The 16,392-nt window shown below is 43.5% G+C and carries 14 protein-coding genes; 7 read left to right on the top strand and 7 right to left on the bottom strand.

Annotated features, from left to right (window positions below; genetic code table 11):
- The first annotated feature begins 143 nt into the window (after positions 1-143).
- The 4 genes from CDG76_RS36095 to CDG76_RS12005 all read left to right on the top strand — a co-directional run bounded on the left by CDG76_RS36095 (position 144) and on the right by CDG76_RS12005 (position 7,189).
- On the top strand, positions 144-434 hold the full coding sequence (locus CDG76_RS36095) for a hypothetical protein (RefSeq protein WP_143854075.1): 291 nt from the start codon (positions 144-146) through the stop codon (positions 432-434).
- 167 nt (positions 435-601) lie between these two features.
- Positions 602-1,924, top strand: coding sequence for a D-alanyl-D-alanine carboxypeptidase (locus CDG76_RS12015; protein ID WP_094349227.1), 1,323 nt, complete (start codon positions 602-604; stop codon positions 1,922-1,924).
- Between the two features lie 267 nt (positions 1,925-2,191).
- Positions 2,192-3,409, top strand: coding sequence for an HhoA/HhoB/HtrA family serine endopeptidase (locus CDG76_RS12010; RefSeq protein ID WP_094349226.1), 1,218 nt, complete (start codon positions 2,192-2,194; stop codon positions 3,407-3,409).
- 369 nt (positions 3,410-3,778) lie between these two features.
- Entirely contained in the window at positions 3,779-7,189 is a 3,411-nt protein-coding gene (locus tag CDG76_RS12005) for a two-partner secretion domain-containing protein (RefSeq protein WP_094349225.1), read from the top strand.
- Positions 7,190-7,206: 17 nt separating this feature from the next.
- Here the strand turns inward: CDG76_RS12005 and CDG76_RS12000 are convergent, their stop codons facing one another.
- From CDG76_RS12000 to CDG76_RS11975, 6 genes are all read right to left on the bottom strand, one after another.
- Positions 7,207-8,109, bottom strand: coding sequence for an MBL fold metallo-hydrolase (locus CDG76_RS12000; RefSeq protein WP_094349224.1), 903 nt, complete (start codon positions 8,107-8,109; stop codon positions 7,207-7,209).
- 11 nt (positions 8,110-8,120) lie between these two features.
- Positions 8,121-8,504: an aspartate 1-decarboxylase gene (gene panD, locus CDG76_RS11995; protein ID WP_094349223.1), complete on the bottom strand. Its 384-nt coding sequence runs from the start codon at positions 8,502-8,504 to the stop codon at positions 8,121-8,123.
- 153 nt (positions 8,505-8,657) lie between these two features.
- Entirely contained in the window at positions 8,658-9,170 is a 513-nt protein-coding gene (locus CDG76_RS11990) for an inorganic diphosphatase (RefSeq protein ID WP_094349222.1), read from the bottom strand.
- A 468-nt stretch (positions 9,171-9,638) separates the two neighbouring features.
- On the bottom strand, positions 9,639-9,824 hold the full coding sequence (locus tag CDG76_RS11985) for a hypothetical protein (RefSeq protein WP_094349221.1): 186 nt from the start codon (positions 9,822-9,824) through the stop codon (positions 9,639-9,641).
- Positions 9,825-10,865: 1,041 nt separating this feature from the next.
- Positions 10,866-11,837, bottom strand: coding sequence for a DUF362 domain-containing protein (locus CDG76_RS11980; protein ID WP_094349411.1), 972 nt, complete (start codon positions 11,835-11,837; stop codon positions 10,866-10,868).
- 117 nt (positions 11,838-11,954) lie between these two features.
- Entirely contained in the window at positions 11,955-13,376 is a 1,422-nt protein-coding gene (locus CDG76_RS11975) for an aspartate ammonia-lyase (protein WP_094349220.1), read from the bottom strand.
- A 130-nt stretch (positions 13,377-13,506) separates the two neighbouring features.
- On the opposite strand from CDG76_RS11975, the gene pgsA reads away from it, so the two are divergent.
- Together pgsA and CDG76_RS11965 are read left to right on the top strand one after the other, a co-directional pair.
- A complete protein-coding gene (gene pgsA, locus CDG76_RS11970; protein ID WP_094349219.1) occupies positions 13,507-14,034 on the top strand; it encodes a CDP-diacylglycerol--glycerol-3-phosphate 3-phosphatidyltransferase in 528 nt (175 codons plus the stop codon).
- Positions 14,018-14,263 (top strand): hypothetical protein, encoded by a 246-nt coding sequence (locus CDG76_RS11965; protein WP_094349218.1) that lies wholly within the window; start codon positions 14,018-14,020, stop codon positions 14,261-14,263. Before pgsA ends, CDG76_RS11965 begins: the two co-directional genes overlap by 17 nt.
- A gap of 156 nt (positions 14,264-14,419) precedes the next feature.
- Here CDG76_RS11965 and CDG76_RS11960 read toward each other — a convergent pair whose 3' ends face one another.
- Positions 14,420-15,304: an SMP-30/gluconolactonase/LRE family protein gene (locus CDG76_RS11960; protein WP_094349217.1), complete on the bottom strand. Its 885-nt coding sequence runs from the start codon at positions 15,302-15,304 to the stop codon at positions 14,420-14,422.
- Positions 15,305-15,527: 223 nt separating this feature from the next.
- On the opposite strand from CDG76_RS11960, the gene CDG76_RS11955 reads away from it, so the two are divergent.
- The gene (locus tag CDG76_RS11955; protein WP_094349216.1) at positions 15,528-16,262 is read left to right on the top strand and encodes a Uma2 family endonuclease; all 735 of its coding nucleotides are present in this window, start codon (positions 15,528-15,530) and stop codon (positions 16,260-16,262) included.
- Positions 16,263-16,392 lie beyond the last annotated feature (130 nt).

The raw sequence follows: 16,392 nt of genomic DNA, 5'->3' as shown, positions 1-16,392 counted from the left end.
TTTTTGTTTCAAGGTTATAGAATTACCAAGAGCGATCGCGCAGCGTAAAGCCTTTTATTATCAGGCTGTCTGCGACACGCTGCGTGTAGCTTGCTTCTTTGCAGGAGTACGCGCAATACGGTTCGGTTAATGCAAGAGACGCGATGAATCGCCGTCTCTACAAAAAACTGATTATTGTAGAGACGGCGATTTATCGCGTCTTTGTGATGATTTATCGCATCTTTAGCGATCTAGAATTTTCATCAAAAAACCTTAACCGAACCGTATTGGGATTATGCGATCGCTTAGAGAGAGTCTTCTCCTGTCAAAGACGCTACCGCAAGCTTGTCTTCCCCGTAGGAATACAAGCGTCAAAATCCGTCGTCGATATCGCTAACGGCGTAGTATCTCCACAGATTAAAAATATTTTTATATTCATACGGCTATCTTCATGAGCAATGGGCATTTTGGCATTGTCCAAGCAAGCCACGAAAACAATATAATTCACCCTACTTACAGATGAGAAAAACACCAGTTATTATGACTCAATACTGATTATTGTAAAAAAGCTTGTATATTAGCACAGTAAACAACGCTTGAGATCCTAACAGAGGAATAAAAAATGCTGGAATTATTGGGTTCAGGTTTGGTGTCGCTTTGGCTGGAAATGGCTGGGGTACAAATCAAACCTCTAGATGCCTTAGATGCACTAACTTGGCAAAGTAGCCCTGGCTTTGTTCTTGCACCCGATCCAAATCCAGCTGGTGCGACTACGGTGCAGGAATATCTGAAAAAGCTCATCACCTCAAAGGTGGTAGCGCAAAATTTGGCTGAGAGTCAGGGAATTTGGATGCAGTCGGGGCCAATGCTGATGGCAAATCACCAAGGTACGACGCCTCTGCCGGCTGCTTCTCTAACTAAAATTGCCACTTCACTAGTTGCTTTGAAAACTTGGGGGCCAGATTACCAATTTGATACTTTGGTGAGTGTCACTGGCCCAGTGGTAAATGGAGTTGTGCAGGGTGATTTAGTGGTTACAGGCCGTGGCGATCCTTTGTTTGTTTGGGAAGAAGCGATCGCTCTTGGTAATACTCTCAATAAAATGGGCATCAAGCAAGTAAAGGGGAATTTGATTATTACTGGCAGTTTTGCCATGAATTTTCAACGTCAGCCAATGCTAGCCGGTCTGATGCTCAAGCAAACGCTAAATCGTGCAACTTGGGGACGCCCTGCGATTTATACACACTCAATCATGCCCAAGGGAACGCCCAAGCCTCAAGTTGTTATTGCAGGCGGGGTGAAAGTTGAGGCGCAACCAAACCCTCAACAAACTTTGTTACTGCGTCATCGCTCATTGCCTTTGAAGCAACTACTCAAGGAAATGAACGTTTATAGTAACAACGATATGGCAGAGATGCTGGCAGATTCAGTAGGGGGAGCAACTGTAGTCCAATCAACTGCTGCTAACCTGGCGAGGGTGCCACAAGCGGAAATCCAGTTAATCAATGGTTCTGGACTGGGCCCGGAAAATCGCATTTCCCCCAGGGCTGTTTGTGCCATGTTTATGGCTATTCAAGCTGAGGCATCTGCCCATCAACTGAATCTGGCTGACTTGTTTCCCATGTCTGGATTCGATCATCGGGGGACACTACACACTAGACACATTCCCCTGGCGACTGTGATCAAAACTGGTACTCTCCGGGATGTGAGCGCCTTAGCGGGAGTGATGCCCACACGCGATCGCGGTTTGGTTTGGTTTGCGATTATCAACCGTGGGACAAATGTTTGGGGTTTGCGGACTGGACAAGACCAACTATTGCAAAATGTTGTTAAACAATTACAACAACCTCCCACTGTTCCTATTGCCCTGACTCCCCACTCAGTCATCAACACTTTACCCCAGCTAGGCGCAGCTAGTCGAAATGAAATCTTATACAAAAGTTAGTTCATCCATAGTCTAGAGTTAGAACAGAGAGTGGACTAGTGTTGTTAGCAATCCAAAAGTTTTATTGATGGGTAAAAACCGAACTTGTAAAGGGTAAATGTCCATAATAGCTTTTGGGTTAAATTTTCTATTAAGTTGATTACAGGTAGTTCGCAAAATGCCCTAACCCTAGTATTGGAAAGAGCAGGCGAAACCTGAAATAAAAATAACTGTAAATAGATTTGTCACGACTAAGCAACAATTAGGCTTATAAATTAGGTTGTGATTATGCGATTTCCCAAAATATCTCGGTCTCTACGTCAACTCACTACTCATGTTTTAGCGATCGCGCTAGGAGTTGTGCTAGCGGTTAGCACATTGCAGGTGTTACCGTCCCAAGCCGAACCAGCACCCACAATAACTGCTGGAGATCCTTCAAATCTAATTGCTCAACAGCAATCACCAGCCACCCCTGCGATCGGTACCACCAGCTTCGTCACAGCAGCAGTGAATCGTGTTGGTTCAGCAGTTGTCCGCATTGATACTGAGCGAACAATTACTCGTCGCGTCGATCCATTTATGGAAGATCCTTTTTTCCGTCGGTTTTTTGGTGATGGTTTCTCCCAACAAATGCCGCCGTCTGAGCAGTTACGCGGTTTAGGCTCAGGTTTTATTATTGACAAGAGCGGGTTAGTTTTGACTAATGCTCATGTGGTCGATAAGGCTGATAAAGTAACAGTCCGACTCAAAGATGGCCGCACCTTTGAAGGGAAAGTTCAAGGTATTGATGAAGTCACAGATTTGGCAGTAGTCAAGATTAATGCTGGTAATGATTTACCAGTAGCACCTTTGGGTTCTTCCACTAATGTACAAGTAGGAGACTGGGCGATCGCAGTTGGTAATCCTTTGGGATTTGATAACACCGTTACCTTGGGAATTGTCAGTACCCTCAAACGTTCCAGCGCCCAAGTCGGTATTAGTGACAAACGTTTGGACTTTATTCAGACAGACGCCGCCATTAACCCTGGTAACTCTGGCGGGCCCCTGTTAAATGGTCAAGGTGAAGTAATTGGTATTAACACAGCCATTCGCCCTGATGCAATGGGAATTGGATTTGCCATTCCTATTGATAAAGCTAAAGCGATCGCCGCGCAACTGCAACGTGATGGCAAAGTTGCTCACCCCTATTTAGGTGTGCAAATGCTAACTTTGACACCCGATCTCGCCAAGCAAAATAACACCGATCCCAACTCTCCGATTCAGATACCAGAAATTAATGGTGTTTTTGTCATGCGAGTTGTCCCCAATTCTCCAGCCGCATCTGCGGGTATCCGGCGCGGGGATGTAATTCTGCAAGTTGATGGTAAAGCAATTACCAGTGCTGAACAATTGCAGAATGTTGTGGAAGACAGTCGCCTTGGTCAAGTATTACAGGTGAAAGTGCAACGAGGTAATCAGACACAGCAGCTTTCAATACGCACAGCTGAGTTACAAAATGCTTCGTAGGGGCAATAGCCAATTTTAATTCTGTGGAATAGTAGGGGCACATAAAAAGCTCATAGGTGTCAACTTAAGCCAAAACCCTTTTAAAACCTCGTTAAGAGCCTCTGGTTGGAAATGCTTGTCATTGCGGCTCTTTTTCGAGTAAGGGAGGTGGAGCCTCAATGAGGGGCATGAAGAGTCAGAGACTTCTTTTCGAGGTAATGATCTCAAAGCATTCTCCCTTAGTAACTTTCACGTGAAGCTGACACCGGTGGCGAGACGCCCATCCCACAAGAAATAGTTGGATATCGACTTGATCTAAGTATTTCTTAAGAAAAGTTATTTCTTTTCACTACTCTTAACAGAATAAAATCAGGCAAAAGCATTGAAGCGATGCCTTCTCTGCGAGACGCTACGCGAACGGCGAGCAACGCTTACGCCAAAGCGATGACACAGCTTAAAATACCCATCACCACAATCACTATGCAAACTAACCTTGATTCAACAACTGCTGTTTGTGTGGGGATGGGTATTGTGATCGCTTTTTGGGCAAATTGTGGTTCTGCCCAAATTATCCCCGATAGCACTCTACTTAATAATTCTCGTGTCACATTGCAGGACAACATTAGAATCATTGAAGGTGGCACCCAAGCAGGAAGTAACTTATTCCATAGTTTTGAAGAGTTTTCTGTGCCCACGAAGAGTGTGGCTTACTTTAATAACGCTTCAAATATTCAGAATATTATTAGTCGAGTAACAGGTAAATCAGTATCGAATATTGATGGATTAATCAGCGCCAATGGTACAGCTAACTTGTTTCTGATGAATCCCAATGGGATAATTTTTGGGCCAAATGCCAGCTTAAATATCGGAGGTTCATTTGTAGCAACTACCGCAAATGCTATTGGGTTTGGTAATCAAGGTTTTTTTAGCGCTTCAAATCCGAATACTCCTCCACTGTTGACGGTCAAGCCTTCAGCTTTGCTATTTAATCAAATTGTTGCTGCGCCGATTCAAAACAATTCAATCGCACCAGCAGCAAACCCATCAGTTTTTGGTCTGAGTGTTCCCAATGGTCGAAGTTTATTACTCGTCGGTGGCAACATTAAAATCAATGGCGCAGGTTTGTATGCCTTTGGTGGGCGAGTAGAGTTAGGAGGATTAGCAGGAGCAGGAACAATTGGGCTTCAGGTAGATGGCAATAATCTGAGTCTAAGCTTTCCAGAAAAAGCAACACGGGCAGATGTCTCCCTGACTCGTGGTGGAGTTGTTGTTCCTGCTGACAAAGAGGGCAGCATTATAGTTAATGCGCGGAATATAGAAATTTTGGAGGGAAGTGCTCTCATATCTGGAATAAACGCAGGACCGGGAGGAGTTGATAACAAAGCAGGAGATATAACCCTCAATGCTACAGGAACAGTAACTGTTGCTAGTGGTAGTCTCATTCAGAACTTAGTCCAGACTGGAGCCACTGGCAACAGTGGCAACATTCGTATTACTGCTGAGTCACTTGCGATCACTGATGATGCTGCCTTAATTGTTGCATTAAACAATCGTGGGCGTGGAAATCTGGGTAACGTCGTAATTAATGTGCGCGATCAAGTTTCCCTGAATGGAGGTGCTGTATTCAGTTCTGTAAGTAAAGGAGGCGTAGGTAAAGCTGGAAACATCACAGTTACTACTGGTTTGCTTTCCTTGACCAACGGCGGTGTTCTAAATGTGAGCAACTATGGACAAGGAGACGCAGGCAGTGTATCGATTCAAGCTCGCGGTTCTGTCTTTGCGGATGGAGTGGGCAGAAGCGGTTCTCCGCTTAGTGGTTCTCCCAGTGGGGTGGGCAGCTTGATAGGACCTGGAGTTATTGGACAGGGAGGAGATATTACTATTGTAGCTGAGTCACTTTCCCTTAGAAATGGTGCCGAATTAGCCGCTAGCATTTACGGTCAGGGGAGAGCAGGCAACGTTATGATTCAAACCCGTGGTCCTGTGTTTATAGAGGGGGTAGGTAGCAATAACTTTTCCAGTGGTGTCTTCAGTACAGTCAATCCTGGAGGAGTAGGTCAGGGGGGAAACGTCACAGTCATCGCTGAGTCACTTTACCTTACAAATGGTGGTGAACTGGCAACTAGTACCTTTGGACAAGGGAGAGCAGGCAACGTTACGATTCAAATCCGTGGATCTGTGTTTATAGAGGGGGTAGGTAGTAATGAATTACCCAGTGGTGCCTTCAGCACCTTAGTACAAGGCTCAGGACAAGGAGGAAACGTCACGGTCATCGCTGAGTCACTTTACCTTACAAATGGTGGTGGAGTCTCAGCTAACACTCAGGGCCAGGGAAATGCAGGAAACGTGACAATTCAGGTTTCGGGGCTAATCTCATTCGATAGGTTTGGTAGTGCAATAACTAATGGAGTGGGACCAAGTGCAGTCGGTGATGGAGGTAATATAAACATCAGCACAGGATTGCTTTCGCTGACTCGTGGCGCTCAAATAAACACTTCTACTTCTGGACGTGGAAATGCTGGCAACCTAACAATTCAAGCCAGGAAAGCAGTCTCCTTAGATGGAGTAGATAGTATTAATAACTCTGCCAGTTTCATTGCTAGCTCAGTAGATGCAACAGGTATAGGTAAAGGGGGTAAGCTGGACATTACTACTGCGAGACTGTCTGTAACAAATGGTGCTGTAATAACCGCGGAAACCGAAGGAAACGGAGACGCAGGTAGTCTAACGGTGACAGCAGACAAACTTGAAGTAGTCAATAGGGGTCAATTACGCACATCTACTTCCAGTGATAGCCAAGCCGGAGACATTTCTTTAAGGATACAAGACCATCTGATTTTAACAGGAAAGGACAGTGGGTTGTTTGCTAACACTGAACCTGGCTCTACAGGCAATGGCGGAAATATTTTCATTCAACCCAGAAATATCACTGCCTCGAAAACGGTCACTGTTCAAGACGATGCAAGAATTGCTGTAAATAGCCAAGGTAGCGGAAAAGGTGGCAATATTCAAATTCAAGCAGAAAATTTGACTTTAGATAACCAAGGGTTAATATCGGCAGAAACAGCTAGCAATCAAGGTGGCGATATTAACCTCAGCCTGCAAGACCTGCTCTTACTACGCCGTAATAGTCAAGTATCTACCACTGCTGGCACTGCTCAAGCAGGAGGCGATGGTGGTAACATTACTATCAATACCCCCTTCATTATTGCTGTTCCAAGCGAAGATAGCAACATCAGCGCCAATGCTTTCACTGGTAAGGGTGGTAATGTTGACATTACAGTCAAAAGTCTCTTTGGCATTGAATCTCGCTCACGTCCAACTTCCCTGAGTGATATCACTGCTAGTTCTGAACGTGGGGTGGCTGGGACTGTAGAACTAAACACACCCGATGTAGACCCTAGTCGTGGCTTAATTCAACTACCCTCTAACCTCGTCGATGCATCCCAACAAATCGCTCAAGGTTGCACTCCCAGAAGAGGACAAACCGCTAGTCGTTTTATCGCCACAGGACGCGGTGGATTACCCCTTAGTCCTAACGAGCCTCTGCGGGGACGAGCAGTGATTACAAGTTGGGTAGATTTGCCCCCACAAGCAACAGAGAGAGTAACGGATAATTTATCTGTGGAAATTACAGATAAAAAATCTACTACATCTGTTACCAAATCTACTAATCAGATTGTGGAAGCTCAAGGATGGATTGTCGATGCTAATGGAGACATCCATCTAGTGGCTCAAGCACCTAACGTCAGCCCGTATAGCCCTTGGCAAACAAATATCTCCTGCACTGCATCTCAGTGATTTTGAGCAAGTTTAAATCACTTACCAACAGCTAATACTAGACCTTCATGGGCTAGTATGGCTTGAGGAAAAGCAGATTTAATATCGACTTGCACCCGATCAAGAAAATCATCATGGTCATCTGGGTGATGATGAGAAATGGCTAGCTGTTTAACGCCAGCACTAACACCCGCATTCACCGCAGCTTGCCAAAGTAAATCGGCAGAATCATGGTTGTGAGATGTAGGGGGAGTATAAGTGGCATTGGCAATCAGTAAGTCAACGCCTTTAATAAACTCTAAAATCCGCTCTCGCTCCAATTGATCGGCATTCTGGTGCAAATCCGTGATGTAGGCAACACTATACTCTTGCCAAGTAACTCGGTAGCCAACTGAGCGCTGAGTTTGATTAATTAATGCAGTTGTAATGGTGACATCATCTAACTTCACGTCACTGTCTGGAGTCAGATTGTAAAACTGCAATTCCGACTGCATTACCTGTAAAGGGTAAGGAAAGTGCGGCTGGAGCATTTGATCGTACAGACATTGTTTGATTGAAGCTCCATTTGAGGCAGCTGTGCCGTAAATATGGAAGCAATTTTCCCCAATAAATGCAGGAGCAAAAAAGGGAAATCCTTGAATTCGGTTTGATTGGCAGTTGGTAAAAAATAAATGGGCTTCTAGTGGCTGTTGCAGTTCTTGCCAAGTTTTACCCAATATGCGTAAGCCAGTACCGCCATCAAAAATCAAGCGTTTCCCAGCTACATGTATTTCTACACAAGCGGTATTACCACCATAACGATTGGTGTTGCTACTGGGAGTGGCAATTAAACCTCTGACACCCCAGAATTGCACGATAAATTCACCTGCTGGGCTACTTGGCAGGGTAGATGACTTTTCTTTTATGTAGCTCTGGGAATCCGACAACTCAAAATTTGACATTTTCCTTGAAATTAGACCTTAGTGAGCAGGTCATCGTAGCGCCGCACTTCCAACAACCTGTTTTTTTCGTCCACAATGACTACCGTAGGAGAGTAACTTTTTAACTCTTCTGGAGTGAACTGCCCGTAAGTCATTATAATCAAGCGATCGCCAATAATGCCTAGACGTGCCGCACCTCCATTTAGCTCAATTATTCCTGAATGAGCTAGAGCGGGGATCGCATAGGTAATAAAGCGTTGACCGTTGGCACTATTAACTACTTGCACCTGCTCATAGGGTAAGATACCAGCTTTTTCCAAAAGGATTTCATCAATGCTGATACTACCCACGTAGTTGATATTCGCCCCTGTAAGGGTGCAGTTATGAATTTTTGCCAAAAGGAGAGTACGCTGCATTCTAGTTTGGGGTTGGTGGCAGATTTTAAAATCCGTAACAAGGGAAAGTTAGCAAAGTGAAGTGAGGAGTTAGGAGTGAGGAGTTAGGAATAAAAATTCATAACTCTTAACTCTTAACTCCTAACTCTTAACTCTTAACTCTTAACTCCTCTATTATCCTCTATAAGCTTTGACGGATTTTTCAACTAAAGCTGCAACCTTGTCCACATCTTGCCAACCGAGAATTTCAGTCACCTTTTTTTCCAAATTTTTATAACTACGGAAAAATTCAGCAATTTCATCTAAGCGGTGTGGTGCTACGTCTTTCAGGGATTTTACTTGAGTGTAGCGCGGATCTTTGTCAGGAACACAAAGGATTTTTTCATCGCGATCGCCACCGTCAATCATCTCCAAAAAGCCAATTGGTCGCGCAGCAATAATACAACCGGGAAAGGTCGGCTCGTCAATTATGACCATACCATCTAGGGGATCGCCATCATCAGCCAAAGTATTAGGTACAAAGCCATAGTCATAAGGATATTGTACTGAGGAATAAAGTACTCGGTCTAGAGCAAAAGCTTCTAGTTCCTTGTCGTATTCGTATTTATTTTTACTTCCGCCAGTAATTTCAATGAGAACGTTGATTAGACCCGGTTTCGGTTGGGCAGGAATACGAGATAAGTCCACAAAAAACTCCTCTGATAACGGTGAATCATGGGGGCACTCAGTCAGCTTCGCTCCCCGTGTAGAATTTTAGGGCAATATGGATCTCTTCCCAAGGTATTTATTCGAGGGCATGGGGAAGAGGACAAGGGGACAAGGAGAATTGGGGACAAGGGGAAAAACTTGTTTTAAGTTCTAACTTTTGTCACCTTGTCCCCAGATCCCTTGAATTAGTCAAAAAATAGAAAAAGCGTTACGAGCAAACTTCGCAACGCTTTTTCCAAGAGGGTATTATAGATATCCTCCGCCCTTAATTGTTGTTAGAAAGATTTCTGTCCTAACTTTGTTAAGACAACTCAAATCTGGAGTCACACAATCCAGATTTAGCTTATTCTTGACGAACTACACCCACATCCACAGAGATTGTCTACAAAATCAGTGTTCTGCTTTTTTGTAGGTCTCCTCATGAGGAAATGCGACTGGGAAGCTCGATCAATCTTGATTTCCTTGTATGTTTTGGATCAGAGGTTGCTGGTTATTTTGAACATTAGTTGAAGAATAGTGGGCGATGACAAATACGGGTAGGGTAAGAGTCAACAGAGCGATCGCAGTTCCCACAATGTCTGCCAAACGTTGGGAATATGTATCGGCATTGGCAGACTGGCTATTTGAATTCATACAAAATTGAAGTTCTTCGTAACACTGTGTAGGTTTACTCTCTGAGTGAGAGTATTAATGCTATTTTAGCTATTTTTAAACTGTAAAATGTGTAGCATTCTACAATCTAAACCAGTTATACAACTGTCATAATAGCCTTTTTATACATGGACTTCTTAATACAAAGTTACAAGTAAACAAATCATGTTTTATTTTGTAATTAATATTTTCAGATGTTTCCCTGTATGGTGTAACGGGTTGCATACGCAAAGCAAACTTTGACAGCATCATAAGTTACATTTTTTCGCTGATTAAAGATTAATTAGCAAAACATATTTGTCCGATACTTCATGATTATAACATCCTATAAAGCCTTTGATAAGGTCATTTTACTGGAATTGCTAATTTGTGATACAGGACACAAAACCGCAATTGCACTGAATATCTCTCCGTGCTTTTGGTTGTTATATAGTAGTTATACTCAAAAATATTTGACACCAGAGAAGAAATAGGTAGGAATGATTTTTGTAACCAATGATAACTACCGAATAAATACAGATACATCAACTGTATGAGGCAGAATGGATTCAGTAATATCACTAAACAAATATTTAAGAATTTAAATTTCGTAATCTATGTAATATCACAGCAATTTTGTCAATCTATATAAAGGTAGAGTAAAAAAGTTTTAGAAGGTGGCATAGACATTTAGTGGGTTATTACCAAACTTTCCTCATATCTGAACAAAATACCCAATCCCAATTTCCACATCCTAAATCCGTATAACTTTTTGGATAAATTAAATCTAAGACGAAAAATTGTATAACAAATTAATCAGCTAAAAAAACCGCCACTAAATATAATAGGGCGGTCTGGTTAAGCAATCGGAGGGTAATTACAGATTACTCTGCTAATAAATAAAATTGCTGTAACGACGTTTGCACTAAATTCGGGATTGGGGATTGGGCAGAGGGGAAAGACTTACTGCAACTTCTCCTCGGTCACTGAGCGTAGCCGTTGGCGCAGCCTCTCGTAGAGAAATGCTGCTCCCCTGCTTCTTCCTCACTCTCTTCCATAAACACTGATTGGTTCCTTGATAAATCGGGTGTAAAGATGCTTAAACGTAGACTTAATGACGCGGGGCATACCAAAATCAATGGGCATTAACTTGTCTGGTAGCCGCCAATCTTCTATTTTTAATAAGTCAGGATTTAAATGCGGAAACTCTATGGCAGCAAGTTCTGGACAAACTCCTAGCCTTTGAGAAGCTGCAACTGTGGGCACTTGTTCAGGAGAAACATTGAGGATTTCCACCATTGCCCGATCTAAGGCAAATATATCTGATGCGGCTGCTAAAATGCCCAGTTGGCGAGGTTCACCGTTGCTGGGGCCATTACCTTCATGACCGATGATGCCATCTAATATGGTTAAGTCAGGGTTAATCGCTCTGGCAGTTTCTACTAACATTTCACCAAATCTATTTGCGTCTTTTCCCGCTTCCATGTGCCACCAAGCTTTCATTTTGCCGGGGACACAACCAAACAGGTTTTTTACGCCCAGTGTTAATGTCAACTGGGCATGTGATTTAACTTTCGGTAGGTTAATCACTACATCTGCTTCCATTGCTTCTTTAGACAGTCGCAGATGGTTAAAATTGTCACTGACGGTTTGGTAACGCTGACCGTGAAAATCGATGATGGGAAGATTGAGTTCTTCTAGAATAGGCAGATAGCCATTTGCTATTGCTACGCCCTTGGCACTACCAAAAGCAGGACTATCGCCCAAAAATGGCTTACCGCCAACCTCAATTACCATTTGGGCAACTTCATAAACTAGTTCGGCACGGGTGATACACTCTTTACCAGGACGCGATCCTGTAAGTAGATTTGGTTTGAGTAAAACGCGATCGCCTTTTTTTATAAACGCTGCTATTCCTCCAAAAGGTTCCAGCAGCGTGACTAAGGATTCTCTTAAAGCCTCTCGTTCGTAAGATGTAGCCCGAATGAGACTAACAGCTGGTTTTTGAGTCTGCATGGTATGGGGATTGGGGATTGGGGACTGGGGATTGGGGATTGGGGATTGGGGTGACGCGGTGAGTAATTTCCTCGTGTCTCCGTGTCCTCTTTCCCATTCCCAATGCCCCATAACCTATTATTCTGTTTTGAGTGGTAAGATACCACTCATTTGTTCTAGATTTAACACTGTGGCTAAATCTGTTTCACTCATCAACCCGCGTTCTAAAACAATTTGCCGCAGAGATTTACCAGTTTCTAAAGATTCTTTGGCGACAGCTGCGGCATTTAAATAACCGATGTGGGTATTTAGTGCGGTTACTAAAGCTAAACTGCCTTCGGCATAAGCTAAACAACGTTCTTTATTAGCTGTAATTCCCTCAATGCAGCGTTCGGTGAGTGCGGCGATGGTATTACCGAGAATTTCAATACTGTGAATTAGGTTATAGGCAATCAGCGGCATCATCACATTTAATTCTAATTGTCCGGCTTGTGCGGCTAAAGCGATCGCACTGTCGTAACCCATCACCTGAAAACACACCATTGATGTCATCTCTGCCATCACTGGGTTGTATTTCCCTGGCATAATCGAGGAACCGGGTTGCACTGGAGGCAGTTGAATTTCTTTCAAGCCTGTTTTTGGCCCCGAATCCATCAGCCGTAAATCATGAGATATTTTGGCTAAATCCTGGGCTAAGTTGCGTAAAGCACCGGAAACATTCACAAATGGAGCCATACTTTGCATAGCTGCCATGAGATGCGGTGCAGGTTCTAAAGGAGTTTCAATCAATTCTGAAAGAACTTCTACCACACGGGCACGATATAGAGGATGAGTATTTAACCCCGTTCCGGCTGCACTACCTCCTAAACCCAGTACCATCAAATCTCCAGAGGCGGTGTAAATCCGGTTTTGGTGTTCTGTTAGAATTTGCGCCCAAGCCCGAAAATTCTCACCCAAACGCACAGGTACAGCGTCTTGTAAGTGGGTTCTGCCAGATTTGACAATATCTTGAAATTCTACAGCTTTGTTTTCTAAGGATGCGATCGCACCATCTAAAGCTGGGTGTAATGTCTTAGATAATGCCAATAATCCACCAATCCGAATTGCGGTAGGAATCACATCATTGGTAGACTGTCCATAATTAACGTGATCGTTGGGACTAACACGTTTGTAATTGCCCTTTTCTTCACCAAGAATTTCTAAGGCGCGATTTGCTAAAACTTCGTTGACATTCATGTGGTGGGATGTTCCAGCACCAGCCTGATAAACATCCACAACAAATTGATCGCGGAACTTACCAGCTAAGATTTCATCAGTTGCTTGCACAATCGCCTGACTAATATCTTGGGGAATGCAATTTAGTTCGCCATTTACAATTGCTGTAGCTTTTTTAATGATTAATCCGGCATCTACGTAAGTAGCTAAAGGCTTAATGCCGCTAATGGGAAAGTTTTCGATAGCTCGTAGCGTTTGAATGCCGTAATAAACGCTACTAGCAATTTGGCGATCGCCCATCGAATCGCGTTCGATGCGGAATTGGGAATCTGTGTGTTCAGTCATAGTATTGTTTTAGGAGAGCTACAGAAAACAGATTTTCCCACGCAGGCACACTCATATACACTAATCTGCATATATTTTGCATATTTGCTTGCCTGTTTGTTGCTTTACACTAGTTAATTTTTAATTTTCAATGACCTTACCCAACTGGATTACCTTCTCTCGCCTTCTAGGTGTACCATTTCTGCTTTATGGCTTGTACAATCCCACACCACAAGCGAGGTGGATATGTTTGGCAATTTTTATCATTGCGGCGTTAACTGATTGGTTAGACGGCTATTTAGCGCGGAAGCTCAACCAAATTAGTGAGTTGGGTAAGTTTCTTGACCCCTTGGTGGATAAATTTCTGGTACTTGCGCCGTTGCTGGTTTTTATTGAACTAGGAAAAGTGCCGGCTTGGGGAGTGTTTTTGATTTTAGCGCGAGAATTAGCGATCGCTGGTTGGCGGGTGAATCAAACGACAATTACCGGGGCGAACATTTGGGGTAAACTCAAAACGGTTAGTCAAATAGTTGCGATCGCACTTCTGATTGCACCACTACCTGAAGTATGGCAAAGTCCCTCTCTGATTGCTTTTTGGGTTTCTGTCGCCTTGACTTTAATCTCTGGGGGTATTTATCTTTTGCCGCAAAAAGTTAGCACTAATGAAACGACAATATAGTATTGTAATTCAGTGGTCTGATGAAGATAAAAAGTACAAAGTTGCACCTTTGAACTCGGAAGTTGAGCCTTTGAACTCGGAAGTTGTACCTTTGAACTCGGAAGTTGCACCTTTGAACTCGAAAGTTGAGCCTCTGAACTCGGAAGCTGCACCTTTGAACTCGAAAGTTGAGCCTCTGAACTCGGAAGCTGCACCTTTGAACTCGGAAGTTGAGCCTCTGAACTCGTAAGCTGCACCTTTGAACTCGGAAGTTACACCTTTGAACTCGGAACTTCAAGATCAAAAGTTCAAAACTCGGAATTTTTAGGATTCGCAAACACATAAAGAGTCGAGTTGAACAAATATGGGAGGCAATTTAGCGCCTCACCTTGACACAGGGACTACTTTATTTCTCAAAATCATAGCTAGGTAAGCCGGTAACATCAGTTTTGAGAGCAAATAAATCACCTGAGTAGAAACTTTTTCCTATCTCCTCTTGGCTGAGTCCAACTGAAGCTGTAGTGATATAAAGTGTTTGCAAATCTTCGCCACCAAAAGTGCAACTGGTTGGCAATTGCACAGGTAAATTGATCCGCAAGATCTCTTCACCCTTAGAGTTGAAACGAATCACACACCACCCATCCCACATAGCTGACCAAATATTTCCTTGACTATCTATCGTCAAACCATCTGGGTAGAAAGATTCATGAGTTAAATCAACAAAAATCCGGCGATTAGTTATGCTACCTGTTACTGAATCAAAGTCGTAAGCATATATTTTTTGTTGAGGAGAATCACTCAAGTAAAACGTTTTTTCATCGGGACTCCACCCCAGACCATTAGAGATAGTCAAACCCGTTTCAATCACATTGAATGAACCGTCACCATCGTAGCGATAGAGGCTAGCCTGGGGTTTTTCCAAAGAACACATTGAGCCGATCCAAAAACGTCCTTGAGAGTCACATTTGCCATCATTCAGACGGTTATCTGACAGATTTCCTTCAATTTCCAAAATGGGAGTAACTTCACCTGTTTGGGTGTTGAGGAATGCCAAGTGATGACGCAGTGCCATAATTAATCTATCTTTCCCTGCTATTGCGATCGCACCTACGACATCTCCCACATTAAAAAACAAGTCTTTCCCCGTAGCAGGATTGAACTGATGTACGCGATGGTTGTAAATATCGACCCAGTACAGTAGGTTTTGGGTAGAATCCCAGACGGGGCCTTCGCCCAAGCGGGCACGGGCTTCTAATACATTCTGGAGTGGATATTGTAAAACCTGGCTCATTTTATCAACCAACAATAGTATTTACAGAAACTAGTTTCAGTAGCCTTCAGGCAATTCTAAAAAACCTTTGCCTGACTAATAAAGAAAATTTTCATTCCTGTTTCAGTAAAGACTAAAGACCCAATTTATCGCGTCTTCCCCAGGTAGAAGAAAATATTTTTTATTTTGACTCAACCTTTACCGCGATCCGTTAACTTAAAATTAGTCGGTCAAGATTCTCGTTATGTACCAAACAGACCCGCCTCGCCCTGCAAAAGAAACCCTACCCACCATGTATGATCTTCCCAGTGAATACCCGGAGGACTCTGGTTTGCCTGACGAATTTCACCTTTTTCAACCCCAACTTCTGCGCGAAACCTTCTCTCCACCTAACTATCCAGCAGAGGAGGTTTTTGTTGCCACTGACTTAAACCTTTACTATGACCTGCGGCATACACTATGGTACAAACGCCCAGACTGGTTTGCTGCTGTGGGAGTTTCGCGTCTCTACGAACAGCAAAACTTGCGTCTGAGTTATGTCATTTGGCAAGAAGGGGTTGCTCCTTTTGTAGTGGTAGAATTGCTTTCTCCTGGCACTGAAAAAGAAGACTTAGGACAAACTCTGCGGGAGATTAACCAACCACCGACCAAATGGGAAGTTTATGAGCGGATTTTGCGAGTTCCTTACTACATTGTGTTTGACCGCTACACTGACAAACTCCAAGTATTCCAATTAGTTGCAGATAGTTACAGCGAATTGGACTTGAGTACCCCACGAGTGTGGATGCCGGGTTTGGAACTGGGCTTAGGACTTTGGCAAGGTTCTTACCAAGGAATTGAGCGATTGTGGCTACGTTGGTATGATGCATCCGGGAATTGGCTTCCCACGCCGCTAGAAAAACTAGAACGAGAAAGTCAACGGGCTAACAGATTAGCAGCACAACTGCGCGAGTTAGGCGTTAACCCTGATGAGTTATGAAAACGCGAAAAGCATCAGTCAACTTAAGCGAAACGGGCAGTTAGAAACCGCGTCTACACAAACAAAACCCACCTCCGTGGGTTTCAAACCCTTAATTTGACTTTAGTCCGCAGAGGCGGACTTTGCCTGT

It is taken from the genome of Nostoc sp. 'Peltigera membranacea cyanobiont' 210A, from assembly GCF_002246015.1.
Taxonomy (GTDB): Bacteria; Cyanobacteriota; Cyanobacteriia; order Cyanobacteriales; family Nostocaceae; genus Nostoc.
This window is presented reverse-complemented; position numbering and strand designations above follow the sequence as displayed.